Origin of the sequence: Paenibacillus bouchesdurhonensis (assembly GCF_900155685.1) — a bacterium.
Classification (GTDB): Bacteria; Bacillota; Bacilli; order Paenibacillales; family Paenibacillaceae; genus Fontibacillus; species Fontibacillus bouchesdurhonensis.
This window is the reverse complement of record NZ_LT732548.1, coordinates 335,248-357,241: the sequence shown is the minus strand read 5'-3', so window position 1 is coordinate 357,241 and position 21,994 is coordinate 335,248. Positions and strand designations below refer to the sequence as shown.

Sequence of the window (21,994 nt, the reverse complement as noted above, 5' to 3'; positions counted from 1 at the left end):
ATCAGCTCTTCCCATCCCATAATCCGTCATCCGTACCTGCGCCCAAATCCTTGCCCAGATCCTCCGTATACAGCCACCGAATGTCATCCCCCGAGCTCAGCGGCCATACTCCCGCACTCCGGTTAGGAAATTTGCCATTCACGCTATACATCCAGCCGCTGCCCGAGCCCTTATCGAATTCATATAAATTATCGATGCCCTGCACATAAGCGGTTGCCCCGCTTCCGGTATACTCCATTTGCATCTTTTGGCTCCGTGTAGCCTTCTTTAATACATCCAGCACGGTCTTCGAATCGCCGATGTCCACCTCGATCGTCCCCATAATCGTCCCGATATCCGGCGACCCCACGATAGTCAATGTAACAGCATCCCCGGAGCCTGCTTTCGCCTGCTTGGCGCTCTCCTTATCCTTACCCGGCTTCGTAGCAGCATCCGGCAGAGGGGAAGAGGTCGCTGCTTCTGAGCCCCTTCCGCTAGGCGGCTGAGCTTCTGCAGCAGTATCGGTCTTCTTATCGTCATCCCCTGTCTGCTTGCCTTCTTTAGGCAAAGGCGCAGTCTGAGGAACAGTTATGGAGGACTCTCTATCCTTCGCTCCCGCTTCAGGAGTTGCTGCACTCCCGGAAGCACCGCTGTCGCCATTTCCAGAGAACGGCTTCTCTTCAGTATTCCCGGCCGGTAATGAAGAGGATGGCTCCTCCTGCCCCGACACCGCCGAATGCCACGACCCGCCATCCCCGCTCGCTGCTGTTCCCGAATCCTTCGCGCCTGCTTCAGTCGACCCCGCTGAATCAGCGGAGGCGTCTCCGCCTGCATCATCGGATGACTCCAGCTGCCCTGGGCTTGGCTCTGCCGCGGAATTCGCCTGCTGCACCGCCTCGAGCTTAGGCTTTGGCTCTGGTGCTGGACGCTCTCCCCCGTAAAACCATACCGCGGCTAGCACAATAGCAATAACAGCAAGCAGTCCAAAAATTTTATTTCTGTTGTGCCATAATGTTCTGCACCAATTCAGCATATATCCACCTCAAGCTACGATAATCGTATAAATAGGGAAAGAAGGAGGCTTAAGGCTCCTTCTCCCGGTTGATTTATGGATTGATCATTTCATGCATTTTCACGATCACAACAGCAGCCATTTCTCGAGTCACCTGCTGTTGGGGATGGAAGTAGTCGCCGTCCCCCGACATCAGTCCGGATTGGATAGCCGCTTCCACATAGTCGGCAGCCCAATCGGATACTTGTTCACGATCTTTGAGAACGCGATTTGAAGTTGAAGCTGCGCCATCCTCGGCATTCGCCAGCGTTTGCTCTTGCATGCGCACAAGAATCGTAGCCAGTTCTTGTCTTGTAATTGGTTGATTCGGCCCAAAGGAGCTCTCGCTCAGACCTGAAATCAAGCCTTTCTCTTTAGCTGCGGCTACATAACCGGCATACCATGAGCCTTGGCTGACATCCTTAAATCCGCTATCCTTGCCGGATGGCTGCTCGCCCGCAAGCTTGACCACTAACACCGCAAATTCCCCACGCGTTAGGCCGCGCTTCGGCTCAAACTGTGGTGTAGCTGCGCCTGTTCCTGTCATCAGGCCAAGCTCCGTTGCTTTGCCAACCGCTTCCTTAGCCCATGCAGATATCGAGGCTTCATCCCCGTAAACGACCGGAGACGGTTTGGAAGCAGCAGCTTGATTATCGGACATATCGAACAGCGCGCTCTGCTTGAGCAGCATGCGCTCATACGCCCCAAGTGCCATCAAGCCCTGGTGAGTCGCCATATAATCGCTGGCTCCTCCCGCCGTATGGGCGAAGCCGCCATCCTTGTTCATATAAGCTTGCAGCGCCGTAAGCAGATCGCCGCTGCTCTTAACAAACCGCTTATCATCCAGCGGAATGTTAAGGCTGGAAAGCGCGATGATCACTTGCGAAATACTTTCGCTCGTCTCGACGCCCCAAGCTTTAAAGCCGCCGCTCGCCAGCTGCTGCTGCGACAACCAGGCCAGCGCGTTTTCCGTTGCTGCCTTGACCTCTTTGCGATCTTGGTATTTCGCCAACGCTTGCAGTGCCATTGCCGTCATATCAATATCGCTTTGACCATTGGATTCTTTGCTGATTGGGAAGCCGCCATCGGAGTTCTGCTGCTGCAATACGGCGGCCACCAATTTATCCCGCGTCCACAGGGCACCGCTTGGAATATCGGCGTTCGCTGCATCAAGAGCCAGCAGAGCGAACACGAGTCCATTCGTTCCCTGATTGGTCATACGCGTACTGTTGTAGATTTTCTCCAAGAAATCGAACCCGGCCACATTGCGCGAATCTTTACCGATCGAAACGACGGCTAGCGCCATGCGCTCATAATCCGTTACTAACCGGAATTCGCCATTCTTCTCTCGGACATAGCTCTCAAGCACGGAATAATACTCTGCAGGGACTGACTTGCCGGAGCGAGCCAGTGCGATGGCATCCCAATCATTGAAATTGTCATGCTTGGAAAAGCTGCGATTGCTCAAGATCCAGGCCGATGAACGAGCGATAGCCTCCTTAATGCGTGCCAACGAAGCCGCTTGCTGCTCTGTCGTTGCCGCCGCAGCCTGTCCTAACGCTCCTCCCGCTTCGCCTCCTGCAGCGCCGCCAGCTCCCGGCGCTCCTGGTGCTCCCGGTAACGGAGCCCCGCCTCCAGCGTCCTCATCCTTTAGATCTCTTCCCAAATTAGTCGTGTACCGCCAGCGAAGAACATCACCATTCTGCAGCGTATAGAGTCCCGCACTGTAGTTCGGAAATACTCCGTTCACCGAGTACATCCAGCCGCTCTCCGGCCCTTTGTCAAACTCCCCTAATCCGTCGATTGCCTGTACATAGAGAGTTGCGCCCGAACCGATGTAGTCAATGGATATGTTCCGAGCTCCTGCTGCTCTGCTGAGAGCTGTAAATGCAGTATCTCTATCCTGCAGCGTTACCGTCACAGGTGAGAGGATATCATCCTCACCAATCGTACTCTTCTCCACAGACAGAGTAACCGTGCGGGTAACCGGTGGATTTGTTATATTGCCACCGTCCGTATTGCCGCCATCGCCAGGCGCGCCGCCTCCGCCAGGGGTTCCGCCTCCGTTGCCTGGATTGCCGCTGCCATCTCCTGGGCTGGTTCCGCCGTTCCCTGGATTTCCACCTTGTCCAGGGGTATCTTTAGTTTTTAAATCATAGGCGATAAACTCGGTAAAATGCGTCGTTCTAATGACCAAATCCCCGTGATTGTCCGCGTAGGCATACACAGCATCCAATTTTGCCGATGAATCGCTGTATTTCGGTATCCGATTAAAGCTGCCATCGCTGCCGATCCAACCGGCATGTTTGCTGCCTTGACCATTCAGCTTCAACGTGACATGACGGTTGAATTCGATCCGCTCATCCCCGCCTACCTTCACGCGAATCGCGATCTGGGTAAGCTCCTCATTCGCTGAAGCCAAAACCGCGTTCACTTCATCGATTAACGCAGTGTCCGTAGAACTCAGCTTGCTAGGCAATTGAATGCGGTTATTCCATCCGGAAGAAATAACATCCGTATTCGGTTCAATTTCAAAATAAGTACTGTCTGTAACGGAAATTACCTGTGGCAATTCCGGCTTAGTGAATTCCAGAATGATTTTATCTTCAGTCAGCGAGTCTCCATATGATCCTTTCTCATAGTAAGTCTCACTGTCCGGGATAGAAATAATCTCTTCCTTAACCGGCCCAGCATAGGCGGGCACATTAACAGTTATAGCCTCGCTGCTGCTTTGTCCAGCCAAAGCCCCTGCCAAAGCCTGCACGGAAATCGCACCTTCGGCAGCTTGGCCCGTAAATGCAATGCTAACTTGCTGGTTGTTGAACAAGGATAAGCCAGCAACCTGTAGTCCAGTCGTACCAGGGTCGATCAGCCAATGGCTCGCCTGCTCCGCAGCCGGCGTAAACACATCCCCTACCAGCTTTACTACAATTGCCGGGTTTGCGGCACCATAACTGATTTCAGACGCGGCCGCCGATATGCTGGCCCAGCGGCTGTAATAAAAATGCACTTGGTCGCCGGATCGAATGACATAATCGCCCGCCCCGACATCAGGCATAGTTCCATTAACGGTGTACATCCAGCCATCCCAGCCTCCGAAGGTTCCGGCGGCTTGACCGGCTATCGATGTGACGTAGGCAAAGCTTCCGCTGCCTGTAATGGTGTAATCAATGGACGGCACAGCCGTATCCAGTCCCTGCTTCATGACGTCAAGCGCCGTTACTTCCTCGCCGTTTGTCGCTACCGTTACGGTCTGAGGCGTATAAATCTCACCGTCCATTCCCGTTACTTGTAGCTGTGCGGCAACGCCTGGCTGAGTCACCTGTATGTTCGCAATGCGATACCAAGTCGATTGGCCATGCTGGATGTCCAGCAGCGCAATCAGCGCCTGCTCCGTAGACATGCCGTTCGTTCTCGTATCGGCGGCTTTCCATTTGAAGGAGCCGTCAGCCAACTGGAATGACTCATATGCATCCAGTACGGAATAGCCGTTCTTCATCCAATCGGAGGATAGAGCATCATCGCCTGCGGCTACAAGGCCGGACACCGTAGTGGATAGGCTGTTCGAATTGTCACCCGATCCCCAGTTGCCAGGTGAATCAAACCCGCCATTGTCAAGCTGCCTTTGCTTCAATAGCTCCTTTGCGCGCTGAATAGCACTGTCTACCGCACTTTGCCCCTGGTACTTTCCTAGAGCCAGCAGCGCCATGCCTGTTATGTCGGTGTCCCCAAAGGTGCCAGTCGGGCTCAAGCCAAAGCCGCCATCCGGGTACTGGCACTCAAATAAATACTCTAAAGCCTTCTGCTCTGCGTCTTCATCCCATTGGCCTACATCTGCACCGAGCTTAACCCCTGCGTCGAGAGCAAGCATCGCCCACATATGCTTATTGACACCGCCGATGGCCCCGGTAACAGGATCCTGCTGGGCAGCCAGCTCAGCCCATAGGTTCCGATCCGTCTCCCAGGCATGAGCTGGGTCTTGTCCCATAGCCAGCAGCCCGAATATGTATCTGATATGATCCGTGCCATAATTCGTCGGCGCCAAATTAGGCGCTGTTTTCTCCCAGGATGGCAGTCTCCAATGCCCATCCTGCAAATCTACCCCTGCTCCCCACAATGCCACGAGTTCCCACCAGGACTCGATCTTGTTCGTCGTGCCTGCGTCGCGATACTTCTTGGCATAATAATCAAGGGTGCCCTTAATCATCCCTTGCAGCCGCACATCGCCTGCTCCCCCTGCCGCCTTGGCGAGCTGAGGATTAACTAGCGACAACAGCAATACGAAGCTCATCAACACAGGCAAGCTTCTCTTCATCCATTTCTTCCAACTGTTCAATGTCCGCTCTCCTTTACCATCCTTTTTTTTTGTGGACAACAAAAAAACATCTTTCCCAAAAGAAAGATGTTCTCGAAGATTTGTCCGTGTAACGCTATACACACTCGGCTGCTCCTCTGGCGCATTTCGACAGCAGCGCGAATAAACATCTCCATCCCATCCTCGTGAGAAAATTAAAGAGCCCTTACACGGCAGGTCTCCTGGCTTCGCTTCATCGCTCAACTATCTCCTTCCCGTTGACAGATCAACAGTGGATTTACGATAGTCAGCTCCGCGTTACAGTGGCGGGACCGCGTCGAATTTACATCGAACTTCCCTATTAAGCTGCTTCAATAGATTACTAGCAGCACCGTATAAGTAGAATATGAAATTGAATGATTCGGGGTTATTGTAGCAGACTTCCCCATTTTAGACAAAGGATTTTTATGTATCCCCATGTCTAATGCTGATGAGAGAGGTAGAGCGAGTCGCGGGACTGTCCAGACTGCTTTTTGTAAACCGCCGCTTCAAGTAATTCGTCAGTCTCAACTCGATAATATGATAGGAAATATGTGAGACAGCGATGGAAAGGACTAACGATAACAGAGCATATACGATAAATACGAGCCCAGGATAAGGCAACACCGCTCCCAGCTTGGGCATGATTTTTTTCAACGGAAACATCACCATCGTATGCCACATATACAGGCTGTAGCTAATTTTCCCTAAATATTGCATTGGACGCAGCTGGAGAAGCCGCGACATGAACCCCCGCTGCAGAAGAATGGATTGGAAGAACAAGTAGCTGATCAGCAGCGGGATCAATATATACGCACGCTGTACGTTATAACTATAGGATATATACAAGAGTCCAAACCATATAATCCCGTTCAGGCAGAACGCTCTCCTGTAAGGGTATGCCCTGCGCAGGAAGGATTCCGTGAAATAGGATGCGATCCCGACGATAAAGAACAGCATGTTCGGGTGATAGTAAATGAGCACTCCACTAACTAGCAGCAGAGCGCCTAGTAGAATCGCTTTAACTAGGACGGGCATGGAGACCCTCCGATAAATAACGAACACGAGGCCTGCTAAGAGATAGAAAGCCATTTCATAGCTTAATGACCAGGCTACGATTTGGGCGATAGGCAAAGGGAATACTCCCGGAAGCAACAGCAGATTGGATAAGAAATGCGTTATATAGTTTAGGACGCTGATATCCTCCATCCACTTATAGCCGATCCATGGCCCTGCCGCAAAAACAATCAGATGAATCAACAAAAACACTGGGTAAATACGAAGGATGCGATTTAAAGCAAATCTCCCCACTGTTCCGTGCTGAAGCAGCGTCCGCGTGATAAGATAACCGCTAATAATAAAGAAAAGGTTCACGGAGATCGGCCCGGCGTAATTTATCAGGTAACTCCAGTGATCACGGGGATATTCCTTTAAGTAGCCCTCAAGAATCGAAGAGCCGTAAATATGAAAAATAACGACCGAAATCGCCAGCCATCCTCTGAGCCCTGTCAACGTATCATTCATCTTCTTCATTAGCTGCGTATTCTCCCAGTTCGCCCGATGCGATTCACTTTATTTCATAACTAACTTCTACTAGTAGATTACCATAAGAAAACGTCGATCGGCGGACTTTCTGAGGAGCCGGACTGCATCTATACACTAAGATGCGTAAACCAAGCTGTTGTACACTAAGCTGTTGCATACAAAGATACCGTATATTGAGCAGTTGTACACTGAGTTGCTGCATATTAAGATGCCGAACATTGAGCTGTCGTACACTGAGATACCGTACATTAACTGGAATTCCTATATCAATTATGCCCGAAACGAATGTTTCAGAGGATTAGATGGATTTTATGCAACTAAAGTCAAGAATCCAGGCCATGATAGCAATTCCCCCCTTCTAACGACATGAAATCCATTTAAATCTACTTCCCTTCCTTGCCGCAGCAACTAACTACTATAAATCCATTTATAATAAGTTGTACTATTGAAATGAATATGGGTAATTTCGTAAAATGTGCCCCCGATCACTGTTGCTCCCCATTCTTTGGATAATATAGGTTCATAAAAGGCTGAAATTCGTTCACGGGGGCGACACGAGACAGCCAAAGCGATGACAAGTCGACCCTATGGCGAGTAAGACAGCAAGGCGACCAGGGCAACCACAAGCCTATTCTCCCTTGCCAGGATCCCATTCTCTAGTTCATCTTATTTAGCATTCATTTTCCTTGCAATTATACAATTGTTCAGCTCTGGTGAAAACTTAAAACTCTAGAATCTAAAAAAAGGCCCTCCTACGCAATTCAATGCATAGGAGCAGCCTCAATCGCCCGCTTAGACAAAACCGTTCATTCTAAACTAATCAAATCGCTGCGTCTTATACCACTTGCTCTCCCGATGCGTAATCTTGTCCACGATCATGTTGTAAGACGCGCGGACTGAAATAACGAGGAATAACTGTGCATAGGTAAAGTACGTGATACAGGACAAAATAAAATTACGGATGTTGCTCTGCCCGATATCTGAAGCGAGCGCCAGATTGATCTGCAGCACATACAAGTAATACATCAGCGCCCAAGCTATGATGAGATAAATATACACATCCCCTTCAAACTGGAAGGGGGACACCAGCTCTGGCTTAAATAACGCGAGAACCCAGTATACGATATTTACGATAATGATCAGGTCGGAAATCACAATCGTGACAAGAAACCAGAAGTAACTAGCCACAAAATAAATTAAATGCAGCTTAATCCGCCAGCTAGAGGGTCTGAACAAATGATGGAAGTTATCCAGTACGACTTGGTAATTCCCTTTGGCCCAGCGTTCGCGCTGCTTCATATATACAGATAGCTGCTCCGGCTCCTGTTGGTAAGCCTCGGCTTGCGAAGCCAGCGCAATGAGCTGGCCTCTGGAGAGAATTTCAAACGAAATCGCCGTATCCTCCGTCAGCGCCTGCTCGTCCCAGCCGCCGATCTCTTGGATCAGCGACGTTTTAATTATAAAGTTTGTCCCCGGGATCGTCCCCAGCTTGAACAGCTCCCACATCCCGGTATGGAGCACTCGCTGCATGGTCACCAATTCCAGGTTAATGCACCGGGAGAGGAAGTTCTGCCCACGGTTGCGCGCTTTATTGCGGCCGAACACCGCACCATACAATTCCGGTTCCTCCATCGCCTTCTGTACGAGGAATAATAGCGAGTTTTTCTCCGGCGCAGCATCCGCATCAAAGATACAAATCCATTCCCCAGTAGCATGCTCCAGCGCATCGTTCAGCGCTCCCGACTTTCCGCCGGTTCCTTTGCGCTCCATAATGAAGAAATCCCGCTGCTGATACTGAGGCTGCGCCTTGAGCGCCTTTAGGCGCCCTGCCGTATCATCCGTACAGTTATCCGCCACAACGATAAACTGTATTTTATGTTCAGGATAATTCAAATGCAGGACATGTCTTGCCGTAGCTGTAATGACGATCTCTTCATTATGGGCCGGAACGATCACCGTCACCGTGGGAAAGTCCTCCATATTCGTAGGCAGCACGAGCGGCGTTCGGCTTTGCCGCCAAACGAAGCGGATAGCCCCGATCATAACAACGATCGATTGAAATACAGCGATCCAAATGCTAACCATACAAAAAATCAACAAGAAATCAGCCACTAAATTTCCCCCGATCATACTTTTTGTTTACTCTGGCTCGAAAGACTAGGGTGGCAATCGTCAGAACAACAACGGTTACCGCAAATATGAAGCTGACTCCAATACACAGTGGAATGAACCAATTGGTATATGCCATCAATAGCAAGATCCAGCCACCTCCCTCCGGCATAACCGATCAAATATCAAATATATTCTCCGATGAGATCTGTCTCCGTATGTCTTTCCAGTGCCGCAATGACCGCATCGATATCCTTATATTTGCTGAATTGCTCCTTATGGAACACGACAGCACCCGCACGAATGACGAGCTTAAGGGGCTGCCCCTTTTTATCTAGGAAGTCAATATCCATCAGGGCTTGTTTAATACGATCCGTCAGGGTTTGCAAAAAATCATGGTTGGTCATCGGGCAGAGAATAATGAACCGCCCTCGGTCTAGGGAGAATTTATAGTCCTCATACCGGATCTGCTGCTGAATGATGCTCGATAATTCCAGCAGAAGCTGGGCATAGCGCTGCGAGCCAAGGGATTCCTGCACTAGAGGAAGAAAATCAATTTTGAACATCGCCATGCAAAAGCTGTACTGCTCAGCGTATCTTTTAGCCAAATTGGACTGCTTGACTACGATTTCAGCCAAAGCCTCTTTGTTGCCGAGCGTCGTGTCGAGGTCGATCTGGGGAGCCCGATACTGTAATTCTTCCATGCGCTCAATGATAATTTTGCTGCGAATCAGCGTCGTCTTGATCAAAGCCGCGATGCTGAGATTAGCGGGTATAAGCAAAATCCAGGAGAATGCCAGGATATCCAGTTTTGCATAGGTCGCCAGCCAAACAAAATAGCTGACCAAAAAAATGAACACCCCAACTACGGACAGCCCCACTGGAAGCAACAGCCCGATTAGAAGCGCCGCCAAAGCCGCGATGCTGAAAGCAAATTCCGTCCCGGTGTAGCTTTGGTCAAGATAAACATTAAGAAAGACGAATAACTGCTCTAGCATTGCTATAAAAATGAGAATCATATAGCCCCATGCAATACGATGTGTCGGTATTTTGCCCCTCATAATCAACCTTCCTTCTCTGTGATCATCGGCCCATGGGGGATCTGGCAGACAGGCCATGGATGTAAAAAAAATAGGCACTCCCATATCAAAGCCCATACGAGAAATGCCGCGTGGTACAGCATCATAAAATGTGGAATAAACGGAGATTCCGGGCTTTTAAAACTATATTCTACAGCCGAAATCTATACACTTTCTGAACAATTAACCTAAATTAAGGATTTTGCAAAGCAGTTTCAGCAAGTAATGGGAGAACATTGTCGAAGAAATGAGTATTCTTATTGAATACATACCCACCCGAATAGGAAACGTCCCTATTTTTTAGAGATATCATATGTTTATGCAGCTGTTTTGCCCACTCTTTGTCCCCGGATTCCAAGGCAAGCAGTATGGCCAGCCCATAGACGGAAGGAGATTCATACGAGACCTCTGCTGCCCGAGTTGCCCGATTGTAGCGTCCCTTGATCGTTTTGTGCTCACGGAACTCCTTTTTTAGAAAAGAAATCAAGGCCGTTGGTTTTTGGCCTATCTCCGCCCGGTGAATGCCCACAATCAATTGATCGATAAGATTCACGTGGTCGTCAAAGGAGTACCGAAGCTGTTGAACATCAAAGGTTTTTGGGAAAAATACGCCGTCATCCGGCATGTCGGAGAGCACCCGCTCATATTGCTCGTAAGTACTCGAATCGATGAGCTCGCTGTCTTTCATTAACCTAAGCGCTCCGATATCTACATAAACCAAGCTAAGCGTTGATGGAGATTCATGCCTGGAAAAGTCGTGGAAATCTACGAAATAGCCTGCGTTCTGTACATGTGTCTGCAAAGTATCCGATATTTCTCTTGCCGTGATTAGATATTCGTCCTTCTTCCAAAGCTCTGACGCTTCCAGAAGGCTGCTGATGATGCGGAAATCGTCACCGAGCGCGTTCGTGTTTACCTTGACTTGACCATCCGGCTCAAGCTTCCAAACGATATATTTCTCTGGGGTTATAAATTTGTCTTTCAGTACTTGATAGCTGCGGTCAAACAATACCTGATCCTGTCTCATTACGGCATACTGCATCCAGAATCCCAGCGACTCGGAAAGCGCCTCGCGTCCTGCAACAATATCCGGGTCGGCCGAGGTGCCCGGCTTTAAATACGTAGCTAAAGTACCATTCACGTTTGTCATATGCTTCTTTATAAATTTCTCTGTATATGGGACAGTGCTCTTCACGGCAGCCTCCTTGGAATATGCGCCTATGGCAATGGAAAGTCCTAATAGGACGATCGTCAAAATGATCAGCAGGTTTTTGCAGCTATAGTGCCGTACGGGCATCCTTCTCACCTTTTCCTTATTGGGTATTAAATCCTTTTACTCATCTTGTTAGCAACAAACGACCCAAATTCTGGGCTTTCTGTAATCATTCTATCCTATAAACACTAAACATGCTGTAAGTATTTCTAACGAGGGCTGGAACTGCTACCGGCTGTTCGTTTTGCAATGATACAAAACAAGAAAGACTCTCCTCGAAGGAGAGCCTTGTCGTAGTATATATTTTAGATTAAAGCGATCGCCAACAGCGTAAATAGGCTTAACGTCAATATCTCGTTCCCATAAAACCCTGGATAGAATGCCGAGGTTTTGACGACACCTCTGGAATCGGGACGCAAATAAACATTGTTATAGTCCACGTCCATAACCGTTCCCGTATATTGCCGACCGTCTCTGGTGAGAATGCGAACCCTTTTATTTTTGCAGTACAGGCAATTATAATAGGCTTCAACCAATATCCTCATCCTCCTTTTTATAATATTACATATTAGTCTATGAAAGGGATGAGGGACGGTAACGGCATAGGTCTATGGATGACAAGGCCATTTTTTCACCGCGTTTTATTTTAAGATATTCTCTTGTCGTTCTTCAACTGTTTGCTCCGCAGTTGTCCGCAGGCCGCATCGATATCGGTGCCGTGCTCCAGGCGAACGCTGCAGTTAATTTGCTGCTTCTTCAGCATATCATAGAAGCCCAGAATCGACTCTTTGCGGCTTCTTTGATACTGCCCGTGCTCATCAACCGGGTTATATGGAATGAGGTTGACCGTAACGCCATTCCGCCGCTTGCCGATTAGTTCTGCAAGCTCCAGCGCTTGCTCCGCCCCATCATTGACGTCTCTTAGCAAAATGTATTCCAAAGTAACCTTGCGATTCGATTTGGCCAGGTAGTAATCTATCGCTTCCATCAGTTGCTCGATCGGGATCGCCCGGTTGATCTTCATAATGCGCGTACGAAGCTCATTATTGGGCGCATGCAAAGAAATCGCCAGGTTCACCTTGAGATCGGAGTCGGCAAATTCGATGATTTTATCCGCCAAGCCGCTTGTCGAAACGGTAATGCGTCTTGGGCCGATAGCCAGACCTTTATGATCCTTCACCGTCCGTATGAAATTGGATACATTCGTAAAGTTGTCGAATGGCTCGCCGATGCCCATGACTACAATATGGCTGACCCGCTCCTCCAGACCGACTTCATCCAAATGGAACTGCACCTTCATGATCTGCTCGACGATTTCAGCGCTTGTTAAGTCACGACTCTTCTTAAGCAATCCGCTTGCACAGAAGCTGCAGCCGATATTGCAGCCTACCTGGGTAGTGACGCAAACAGACAGACCGAACTTATGTCTCATCAGCACAGTCTCGATCAGGTTGCCATCCGCCAGCTTAAACAGGAACTTGATCGTTCCGTCCGCCGACTGCTGTTTCACCTGCTCCGTCAGCGTCTCCAGTACGAAGTGCTCCTCCAGCAGAGCAAGAACCTCCGGCTTGACGTCATTCATATCCGCAAAGCTGTGTACCCGCTTGCGGTAAAGCCAATCCCACACCTGAAGTGCGCGCGACTTCTTGTGTCCCCGCTCCTCCAGCCATGCGATGAGCTGATCTAGCGTAAATCCATAAATGGATAATGTGTTCATATGTTTTTCCTCTTTTCAGAACTTAAAATTCTGTTTATTATTGTCCCAAATCTTTTTTATTAAAACAAGGCTCTATTATTGAGAAATAGTTCCGAAAGTGTAACTTTGTGCTCCTGTCTACGTCTAAAACATTGAGTGGATGGTGAAATAGTCGGTTTGCAAAGTTTGCAGTAAAATTGTCCCCAGGGGGTAAACGAAGAAGGGAGTCTGCTCTCGTACCTTGCTAAGCAAATAGTGATAATGTCGCAGAATGGAGTTGTTGCGCTTATGATCGGAAAAATCGTCTTGGCTGGAGGAACCGGGTTCATCGGAACCTATCTAAGTGATAAATTTCAGCAGCAAGGCTATGGAATTATACATATCTCAAGGCAGCCTGGACATATCTCGTGGCAGGATCACAAGAGAATCGTTCAGGCATTAGAACAAGCGGACATGCTGATTAATTTGGCGGGGAAGTCCGTTGATTGCCGCTATACCGAGAAAAACAGGAAAGCCATCATGGATTCGCGTACGGAGACGACCCAGTTATTGGGCGCTGCGTTGCTTGCTTGCAAGCAGCCTCCTCCGCTTTGGATCAACTCCAGTACAGCCACAATTTATAGGCACGCCGAGGATCGCCCTATGACTGAAGCCGACGGCGAGATTGGAGCAGGCTTCTCCGTCGAGGTGGCCAAGGCATGGGAGCAGGCCTTTTTTTCTTTTAAATTACCTGCAACAAGACAAGCAGCGCTGCGCATCTCTATTGTTCTTGGAGAACAGGGGGGCGTGATGACTCCGTACAAAAACCTCGTTCGCTTTGGACTTGGCGGCGTCCAAGGCCCAGGAACCCAGCGCTTCAGCTGGATTCATATGGAGGACATTTTCGGAATCATTACGTTCCTGCAGACTAGGAAGGATCTGAGCGGGGTGTTCAATTGCGCTTCCCCAAACCCTGTCACAAATCGCGAACTGATGGATCAGCTTAGACAAATAATGAATCGCAAGCTCGGCCTGCCTTCTCCAAAGTGGCTGCTGGAGCTTGGCGCCGTGATGATCCAGACGGAAACGGAGCTGATCCTAAAGAGCCGCTGGGTGATTCCAAAGCGTTTGGAACAGGAAGGCTACGAGTTTAAGTTTCCAGAGCTGGGCCAGGCGCTTCGTCATATTTTGCATAGATAGGAAAGTGAAGATGAAATTTAAAAAAGGATTGAAACGCATATTTATATTTCTTCTCATTTTGTCGGCGTTTATTTATTTAAATAATTCCTCCCTTTTTACGAAGGATCGTAGTGGGGCCCCATTTCTGCTGGCGCATCGCGGTCTGGGTCAGACGTTCAGCATGGAAGGAATCGAAGGAGATACTTGTACGGCTACCCGGATTTTCAAGCCGGAGCATCCTTATCTGGAGAATACGATTCCCTCGATGGAGGCCGCATTTGATGCCGGGGCAGATCTAGTAGAACTGGATATCAAGCCCACGAAGGACGGGCAATTCGCAGTTTTTCATGATTGGACGCTGGAATGCCGAACGAATGTGCAAGGCATGGTCAGCGACTACACAATGGCTGAACTAAAGGAAATCGATATCGGTTACGGCTACACCGCAGATCAAGGCGAAACGTATCCGTTCCGCGGCAAAGGGGTCGGCCTAATGCCTTCGTTGGATGAGGTGTTGGCCTACTTTCCGAGCGGCACCTTCCTAATTCATATAAAAAGCAATGATGCTGCCGAAGGCCGCCAGCTTGCGCAATATCTTGCAGATTTGCCGGAAGCGCGATTGGAGCAGATGACTGTTTATGGAGGGGACGCCCCTATAGCTGCATTGCAGGAAGAGCTCCCTGGACTGAGAGTGATGTCAAAAGCTACGCTCAAGGGCTGCCTCCTGTCATATGAAGGGAGCGGCTGGAGCGGCTATATACCGTCTGCCTGCAAGAATACGCAGCTGCATATCCCCGAGAGGTTCGCCCCGTGGCTGTGGGGATGGCCGAATAAATTCCTGAATCGCATGGATAGCGTCAATACTCGGGTCATTATAGTCGCAGGCAGCGGAGAGTGGTCGGAAGGTTTTGATACCATAGAGGATTTAACAAGACTTCCCAAAGGCTATACCGGTGGAATATGGACGAATAGAATCGACCGAATCGCTCCAGTCTTGAAATAAGATAGGGGCGACCGCATGCTGGGTTGCAGGCCATGTTTCGCTGAATAACGTCGCTCAGTTCCGCAAGTCTGCTCCTCTCCATAGCCTCCACCGCTCTTCCGCCGATTTCATGATTAGGGACTTATTAGACAGCCCCTAATCGTATACTATATGTTGTAAAAACGGCCCCTCCTCTAGGAGCCTGCCCCTTTATAGCGTTTAACCCCCATGTTCCAAGCAAGCAGGCCGATTGCAAGGAAGATCCCCCCCATCACCGGAGTAAGCAGGGCCATGCTCGTCATCTCTTCGCGCTGCAGAAACAGCGCAGCCGGATAAATGCCGACGAAGGCGAACGGGATGACCCAAGTAAGCAACACTTGAATAGTTCGGTTATAAATCGTCACCGGATAGCGCCCATAATTCTGAATGTTGAACATGAGCGGAAGAATTCCGGTCGGTGCATCCGAATAGAAGGACAACGACGTAAGCGCGGTATAGATGCCTGTATAAATTGCTACCGCGCTAAGGGTAAGAATAATAAGCGCGGGGATCGTCCACCATTCGAATGGCAGACCAAGCTGCCCGCCGCTGATTCCCATGATGATCATGCCTACAACAGCGCCGATCAGCGCGGGCGGATCGATATTTTCCAAGAAAATCTGAAATAAATGATGCGCTGGGCGGGTTAACACGCGATCCATTTCACCCTTCACGATGTAGCGCTCGCTGAAATTCCACATGTTGACGAAGCAGCTGAAGACGGCATAAGGTACCATGAAGAAGCCGTAGACGAAAATAACCTCGCTCTGGCTCCAGCCCCCTAGACTGTCAGTATGCATGAACACGACTAATATAAAAATAAAGTTTGTCGCCTGGAACAGCAAATCTGATATGACCTCAACCCAGAAGTCGGCACGATAGGTCAGCCGGGTTTTCATGTAATTTTTGAAATATTCCACAATTAACCCCAAGTAATAAAATATCCTCGTCATTCCTCTTGTTTAACCTCCTTGCACGAACAGACGCTGACGCGCCGCCCGGTATAACAGGATCATCGGGATGATCAAGGCCACGAACCAAAATACTTGGATGCCTAACACGTACCAAATGCCTACGCCCTGTACCCTTCCCGTAAAGACGGAGCCCGGCAAGTAAGTGATCGCCTGGAACGGCAGCACCTCAAGCACCTTCGACAACCAGCCCGGAAACAGACTGATCGGCACAATTAGTCCTGAGAAGAGATCGACCAGGACACGCTTCATCCGCATGACGCCCTCGTTATTCTCAATGAAGAAAGCCGACAGGCCCGTAATGACATTAATCTGCGAATTGATCAGGAAGCTGAACAGCAGCATGACAAGAAAGCCAGCCCATGCCGACGGAGCGGTTGGCAGCTGTACCGGAAACAGCAGCATGGCAATCGCCATGCCAGGGATCATGAACAGCAGGAAGCGGAACATGCCCTCCCCGAGCCCCTGCATCATTTTGACGAATACATAATTATAAGGACGTATAAATTGAATAGCAATGCTGCCGTCCCGAATATCGGCCGATATTTCCCGATCCAAATTGTTGAAGTAAAACGCCCTTGCCATCCAAGATACTGCGACATAAGTCGTCATTTGTATGGCGGTAAAGCCGCCCAGGGAGTCGCCTTCGCCGTAAATGGCCTTCCAGGTGAAATAGTTGACCCCAATGTTAAGGGTGTAAATCAGAATGCCAGTGTAATAGTTAATTCGATATGCAAGCATAGTCAAGAACCGGATACGGATAAAATCCAAATAAGCGCCCAGCAGCAGGCGTCTTCCGCTAACTCGCGGCTTCTGCCCCCCCGGGTAGGCTGATCTGGAGGGTGTGAATTCCGTGGAGAGACGCTTAGACATGACTGACCTCTTTATCGGCCGGCATCGAGCCCGCAGCATCTTCCGCCTTCTCCGCTGACCCGGACTGATATATGCTGCGTACAATATCGTCGGTGTTCGTCTCGATGATTTTGATATCTGTAATATCGGCTTGTCCTACAACACGTCCTAGCACATCGGATACGTTAAGCTCTAGCGGAATCCAGGCCTTGGCATTCAGGTCGTTCTCCGCCGACCATTCCACGGGCAGCCCCGTAGTCCACTGTCTTAACGTGTCCAGCTTGGTCGCTCTTCCAAATTGGAACAGCACCTCGCGTCCTGTTCCCCAGCGCTGCTTAAGCTCCTCCAACCCGCCGTCGTAAATAATTTGGCCATCATCCAGCATGATGACGCGGGAGCAGAGGGCCTCGATATCCTGCAGGTCATGCGTAGTCAACAGAATCGTCGTCCCATGATCGCGATTCATGTCTTTGAGGAAATCGCGTATTTCCGATTTCACGACGATGTCGAGCCCGATCGTTGGCTCATCGAGAAACAGGATCGACGGATTGTGCAGCAGCGCAGCCACCAGCTCGCAGCGCATGCGCTGTCCCAGACTGAGCTTGCGTACCGGGCGGTTCAGCAGCTCTTGGAGCTTCAGGCGCTCGACCAGCTCGTCCAGCCGCTTCTTAAAGTCCTGCTCCGATACACGATACACCTTCCGCAGCAGCTGGAACGATTCGATAACACCGATGTCCCACCATAGCTGACTGCGCTGTCCAAACACAACGCCGATATTTTGCACGAAGCGCTCCCGCTCCTCATAAGGAACGTAACCCCCGACCTTGAGATTGCCGGAGGTGGGCACCAATATGCCGGTCAGCATTTTAATCGTCGTTGATTTACCTGCGCCGTTCTCTCCGATGTATCCGCAAATTTCGCCTTGCGGAATGGTAAACGTAATATCTTTAACAGCAATGACTTCCTGATACTGCCGTTTGAATAAATCAGCGAAGGCCCCCTTGAGACCTTCGCGGTTTTTTTGTATCTTGAAAGCTTTGCGCAAATCCTGCACTTCAATTGCGTTCATTTTGCACCTACCTCACTCAGGCTATCTTGATGTCCTATCTCAAGCTCCTATTATAAATTACAACCTTCAAAACCTCTACATTAAAAGATTAACCATCTAAAGATGCACTAAAGAATGGAATGTAGGCAAGGGAGTAAAATGACTGTGCCTTAAGGTTGCCTTCGCGAGCGAATTTTTGCCTCCTATGAACCTGTATCATTCAAAAGTAAAAAAGTACTCCTAGGAATATGGGTACATTTTAAGTACTTCCCCACATCCGTTTTAGTAGTTAGTTCAACTTGAAATATTAATGCTCATCTTTTATAAATGGACTTATAGCAGTTAGTTTCTGCGACATAGAATGGAAAGAAGATTTAGATGGATTTCATGTCGTTATAATAATTAAAATCCCAACTTTGGGTATAAACCCCAATTATAAGTACGTGAAATCCATCTACTCCCCCGAAACTTTCGTTTAGAGCATAATTAGATACATGAATTCCATTTAGTGTACAGCCGCTTTTAGTATACAGCCACTTGTTGTACATAGCTTAGTGTACAACAACTGAGTACACGCACAGTCTATTTGTCCAAAATAGGAATCATTATCGTAAATTCAGGGTGCGTGCTATAAGGATCCTGGCGACTCGGATATATTTCAAAATGAGTGAGCCCCTTGCCTTCCTGCGGGAGCATCATATGTCCTTGCTGCTCTATCCAAGCATAAATATTGTTGTAGGATTGGCCGACGTCTTGCTCTGCACGGTGTTCGCATTTCGCGTATTTCATCGTCGGCACCTCTACCATGACCATGCCGTTCGGGACTTCATCCCTACCTGAATCGGACACTTCAAACACCGCATAATGCACAAATCCGGTTCCCCCAGGATAAGCATGATAGGATAAGCCGTAGAAGCTGCTAGAATCTGCAATGCCGGGAATTTCCTCCTGTCTTCGCTGCAGTTCCTGATGAATTTCCCGTATACCGCCCTCACCTGCTTCGGCAAACGTACCCTCCCAACGCAATCCAATCGCGTAGAAGGCCTGTTTTGTAACGACCGCTGCCTCATTCGCCTGCTCCATTGCCACCACTCCCTATCACCGAAATTATCGTTATCGTTGGTACTCGGTTATTATTTTACTACATCGCCTTTACAATATCTGTATTTATTTCTGATTCTGATCGTTCCCCTAAAGACGTTCTAGAATCAAACTTGCAATTTGTCTTGCATGATTCTCAGGCTCATTCATTTAGGGTACCCTAGCTATAAGAACCTGTTCGCAAATAGCACAAAAAGACAGGAGATCCGATCCGACAGAATGGTACGATGATACGCACAAGGAGGTCATGCAAAGAGGCTTCAATCCTTGAGTAACGGCGGTAATTATATCGGAGCGTGCATGAACATGCAGCTGGAAAGCGGGGATTTTACCTATATGATTGCTGCCCCTACCGATCTGAATGCTTCTGCCGAAGGATTTACTCTGACCCCCATTCCTCGCTCCACATGGGCGATCTTCAACGCAGTCGGCCCCGTTCCGGATGCCATTCAAAAAGTGTTTGATTGAATATTCCAGGAATGGTTCCCAGCAACCGGCTATGAGATCACCGAGAACGCGCCTGAATTGGAGGTCTACTCATCGGGAGACATCTCAGCCGAAGACTATCTGTGCGAAATCTGGATTCCTATTATCAAAAAATAACAGCACAAAGCCGACTGCCTAACGCAGTCGGCTTATTCATGTTTGAGACGCCTTGAAGTCCCTTGCCTTACTCAGCCAAAGGCTCGTTATCCGAGAACAAATCCGGATTCTTCAGCAGCATGTCGGTAAGAATTTCCGTCGTCTTCACCGTATCGCAAACCAACACCTCAGCATCGCCTAGACGTGCGCGATACAGCGCTCCCTGCTCTTCAAGTACATGCTCAACCTTCCAGAAGTGCTCCGACCAAGGCAGGCCGCAGTGACGACGGGATGGAACCAATACCTCTCTTCCGTCGGGGAGCACCGTGTACAATTGCTCATGCCCGTCCGTCATTCTTCCCGGAATATCAACCCATTCCTCGATCCCGTGAATGAACGTATTTCTGCGCAGGTCAACGCCTACGAGCAGAATCGTCGCCTTTCGATCCAGCAGGCGGCCCCAAGCCGATTCCCGATGGCACGGCGTATCCCATCTCTCGTCGCCGGCAGTGAACTCAGCCGCATCCTTCCCGCGGGCTGCCACGGAGTGCGTCGGGTGCAAGGAACGGATAACGCCTGGACGTTTACGGAACAACTCCGGCAGAATACCGACGCATACCTCGGATGTCTCGACATAAAACTTCGGATTGTCCGCATTGATATAAGACCAAGTATGCGTAGGCAAAACCAGCAGCCCATCTTTCATATATTCCGAAAGGGCATCCAGAACTGTGTCCGCTCCTCCCTCTACTTCGCCGATACTTTTCATGGATGAATGCATCAGCACGGTTCCATGCTGGTCAATGCCAGCGCTTTCAAGCTGATCCATCAAACTTTTCTTTGTATGCATGATAAACCTCCACCTGTTGGTAATTGAATGATCCATCATCATTATACCTGTCCTGTCTATAACAACAAGCCTTGTTTGGTCAATTCAACGAAGAAAAGTAGCACAATATTTAGAACCACTACAGGATATCACACGGTGGGAACACCGGCTACCTAGCCATGTACCAGTCGGCAGCCGAGGCAATGATATCGTCCATTTTAAAATTACAGCCATGGCGTTCATCTATGTACTCTATTAACCGCTTCTCCGCAGGTACTGCCTGATAGAACGACTCGATCGCTGCATCCTTGACCCAATCGTCTTGTTTGCCATGAATAAGAAGAAGGGCGCTTAGCCGTCCCATCTTCTCCTCCCTGAACGCCAAAGGGTTCTCTTCACCCTCGATGACGTAAGACAAACGTTCTTGGAAATATTCAGGCCACCTTGTTTGATCCTCTATCAGAGGACTAACCGCCACAACCTTGCGGATTCCAGGGTGGCTGCCGCCTTTAATCGCCCAAGTTGCGCCAAAGCTTGTACCAAATAAGTAAAGCGGAAGCTCTGGAAATTGTAATACTGCATACTCGGTTATCTCGTGAACAAATAGCTCCCAGTTGCGCCAGGTAGCTTTATACCGATTTAATACATACGTCTCTCCCTGCCCCGGGCCGTCGAAGCTGACCGTAACAAAGCCTAGTCTGGCGAAGCCTGCTTCGTATTTAATGGATTCCTCTTTCGATGAATCAATGGGGTTAACCATAATTATGCAGCCGCGGGGGTGACGAGGAATACGTATCCTTCCATAGCATTCGTTACCTTCCACAAGAATTACAGCCCTTACAGTCTCTGCCGCCAACCTGTCGGCTTGCCTGTGCATGTCTTGGCAACGCTCATACCATGCCTGCTTCTCTGGCCCGGCATGAGGGAACATCCACTGAATCAAGGAATAGTTCATCGCTGCGATCCTATAGAAATATTCTGCTTCACCGTCTAAATGCTGCTTCAGCATTTTTAGGGCCAGCTGTTCATACACTTCCACATGACACTGCAGAATCTCGATCCAATCCTCAATACTATTAGCCTGCTGACGCAGCTCATACACCGTCGCTTTTGATATCCCGCTTCCAACCCACCGATCCCAGAATGGCTCATACAAGAAGCTGCTCATTATCGTTTTTTCTATTATACGGTCGGTAAAGTCCATGCGAACGCCCCCTTATTTTATTTATACGTTTGACACTCTTATTTTCAGGGCATAAGAGAACGCAGGCATTCATGTTTAGGGATACAGTCCACTCCATCATAGGATTGATGCCGCCGATCTTTTTCAATATAATGTAAGATATCGTCCAATTTAAGGGCAATGCTTTCTGGCAACACTGGAGACAACCCCTCGGCTAATGAGGGGTTGTCTCTTTTTTTGTTTG

18 protein-coding genes and 1 riboswitch are annotated in these 21,994 nt (G+C 49.2%); of the genes, 3 read left to right on the top strand and 15 right to left on the bottom strand.

Annotation, left to right across the window (positions count from 1 at the left end):
* Position 1: 1 nt before the first annotated feature.
* From CZ379_RS05785 to rlmN, 9 genes are all read right to left on the bottom strand, one after another.
* Positions 2 to 1,012 (bottom strand): DUF4430 domain-containing protein, encoded by a 1,011-nt coding sequence (locus tag CZ379_RS05785; RefSeq protein ID WP_110930793.1) that lies wholly within the window; start codon positions 1,010 to 1,012, stop codon positions 2 to 4.
* A gap of 73 nt (positions 1,013 to 1,085) precedes the next feature.
* Entirely contained in the window at positions 1,086 to 5,366 is a 4,281-nt protein-coding gene (locus CZ379_RS05780; RefSeq protein WP_110930792.1) for an S-layer homology domain-containing protein, read from the bottom strand.
* 173 nt (positions 5,367 to 5,539) lie between these two features.
* Positions 5,540 to 5,735: riboswitch (cobalamin riboswitch) on the bottom strand.
* Positions 5,736 to 5,789: 54 nt separating this feature from the next.
* Positions 5,790 to 6,896 carry an acyltransferase family protein gene (locus tag CZ379_RS05775; protein ID WP_110930791.1) on the bottom strand — a complete coding sequence of 369 codons (1,107 nt, stop codon included), beginning with the start codon at positions 6,894 to 6,896 and terminating at the stop codon, positions 5,790 to 5,792.
* Between the two features lie 828 nt (positions 6,897 to 7,724).
* On the bottom strand, positions 7,725 to 9,020 hold the full coding sequence (locus CZ379_RS05770; protein WP_110930790.1) for a glycosyltransferase family 2 protein: 1,296 nt from the start codon (positions 9,018 to 9,020) through the stop codon (positions 7,725 to 7,727).
* Positions 9,013 to 9,165, bottom strand: a complete 153-nt coding sequence (locus tag CZ379_RS25965; RefSeq protein WP_199925852.1) for a hypothetical protein — start codon at positions 9,163 to 9,165, stop codon at positions 9,013 to 9,015. Before CZ379_RS25965 ends, CZ379_RS05770 begins: the two co-directional genes overlap by 8 nt.
* Positions 9,166 to 9,202: 37 nt before the next feature.
* Positions 9,203 to 10,078: a diguanylate cyclase domain-containing protein gene (locus CZ379_RS05765; RefSeq protein ID WP_110930789.1), complete on the bottom strand. Its 876-nt coding sequence runs from the start codon at positions 10,076 to 10,078 to the stop codon at positions 9,203 to 9,205.
* Between the two features lie 211 nt (positions 10,079 to 10,289).
* Entirely contained in the window at positions 10,290 to 11,393 is a 1,104-nt protein-coding gene (locus CZ379_RS05760; protein WP_110930788.1) for a glycosyl hydrolase family 8, read from the bottom strand.
* Positions 11,394 to 11,614: 221 nt separating this feature from the next.
* Positions 11,615 to 11,854 (bottom strand): LSm family protein, encoded by a 240-nt coding sequence (locus CZ379_RS05755; protein WP_110930787.1) that lies wholly within the window; start codon positions 11,852 to 11,854, stop codon positions 11,615 to 11,617.
* Between the two features lie 101 nt (positions 11,855 to 11,955).
* On the bottom strand, positions 11,956 to 13,026 hold the full coding sequence (gene rlmN, locus CZ379_RS05750; protein ID WP_110930786.1) for a dual-specificity RNA methyltransferase RlmN: 1,071 nt from the start codon (positions 13,024 to 13,026) through the stop codon (positions 11,956 to 11,958).
* A gap of 267 nt (positions 13,027 to 13,293) precedes the next feature.
* On the opposite strand from rlmN, the gene CZ379_RS05745 reads away from it, so the two are divergent.
* Positions 13,294 to 14,184, top strand: a complete 891-nt coding sequence (locus CZ379_RS05745) for a TIGR01777 family oxidoreductase (protein WP_110930785.1) — start codon at positions 13,294 to 13,296, stop codon at positions 14,182 to 14,184.
* A gap of 10 nt (positions 14,185 to 14,194) precedes the next feature.
* Positions 14,195 to 15,166, top strand: a complete 972-nt coding sequence (locus CZ379_RS05740) for a glycerophosphodiester phosphodiesterase family protein (RefSeq protein ID WP_110930784.1) — start codon at positions 14,195 to 14,197, stop codon at positions 15,164 to 15,166.
* A 173-nt stretch (positions 15,167 to 15,339) separates the two neighbouring features.
* On the opposite strand, the gene CZ379_RS05735 is transcribed toward CZ379_RS05740, so the two are convergent.
* From CZ379_RS05735 to CZ379_RS05720, 4 genes are all read right to left on the bottom strand, one after another.
* The gene (locus tag CZ379_RS05735) at positions 15,340 to 16,128 is read right to left on the bottom strand and encodes an ABC transporter permease (protein ID WP_199925796.1); all 789 of its coding nucleotides are present in this window, start codon (positions 16,126 to 16,128) and stop codon (positions 15,340 to 15,342) included.
* A gap of 18 nt (positions 16,129 to 16,146) precedes the next feature.
* On the bottom strand, positions 16,147 to 16,941 hold the full coding sequence (locus CZ379_RS05730; RefSeq protein WP_110934250.1) for an ABC transporter permease: 795 nt from the start codon (positions 16,939 to 16,941) through the stop codon (positions 16,147 to 16,149).
* A gap of 79 nt (positions 16,942 to 17,020) precedes the next feature.
* Positions 17,021 to 18,076 (bottom strand): ABC transporter ATP-binding protein, encoded by a 1,056-nt coding sequence (locus CZ379_RS05725; protein ID WP_110930782.1) that lies wholly within the window; start codon positions 18,074 to 18,076, stop codon positions 17,021 to 17,023.
* A gap of 561 nt (positions 18,077 to 18,637) precedes the next feature.
* Complete coding sequence (locus CZ379_RS05720; RefSeq protein ID WP_110930781.1) at positions 18,638 to 19,138, bottom strand: GyrI-like domain-containing protein; 501 nt, start codon at positions 19,136 to 19,138, stop codon at positions 18,638 to 18,640.
* A 285-nt stretch (positions 19,139 to 19,423) separates the two neighbouring features.
* On the opposite strand from CZ379_RS05720, the gene CZ379_RS25960 reads away from it, so the two are divergent.
* The gene (locus tag CZ379_RS25960; protein ID WP_199925485.1) at positions 19,424 to 19,624 is read left to right on the top strand and encodes a GyrI-like domain-containing protein; all 201 of its coding nucleotides are present in this window, start codon (positions 19,424 to 19,426) and stop codon (positions 19,622 to 19,624) included.
* A 202-nt stretch (positions 19,625 to 19,826) separates the two neighbouring features.
* On the opposite strand, the gene CZ379_RS05710 is transcribed toward CZ379_RS25960, so the two are convergent.
* Both CZ379_RS05710 and CZ379_RS05705 read right to left on the bottom strand, forming a co-directional pair.
* Positions 19,827 to 20,588 (bottom strand): AAC(3) family N-acetyltransferase, encoded by a 762-nt coding sequence (locus CZ379_RS05710; protein WP_110930780.1) that lies wholly within the window; start codon positions 20,586 to 20,588, stop codon positions 19,827 to 19,829.
* Between the two features lie 148 nt (positions 20,589 to 20,736).
* Entirely contained in the window at positions 20,737 to 21,771 is a 1,035-nt protein-coding gene (locus tag CZ379_RS05705; RefSeq protein ID WP_110930779.1) for an alpha/beta hydrolase, read from the bottom strand.
* Positions 21,772 to 21,994: the final 223 nt, after the last annotated feature.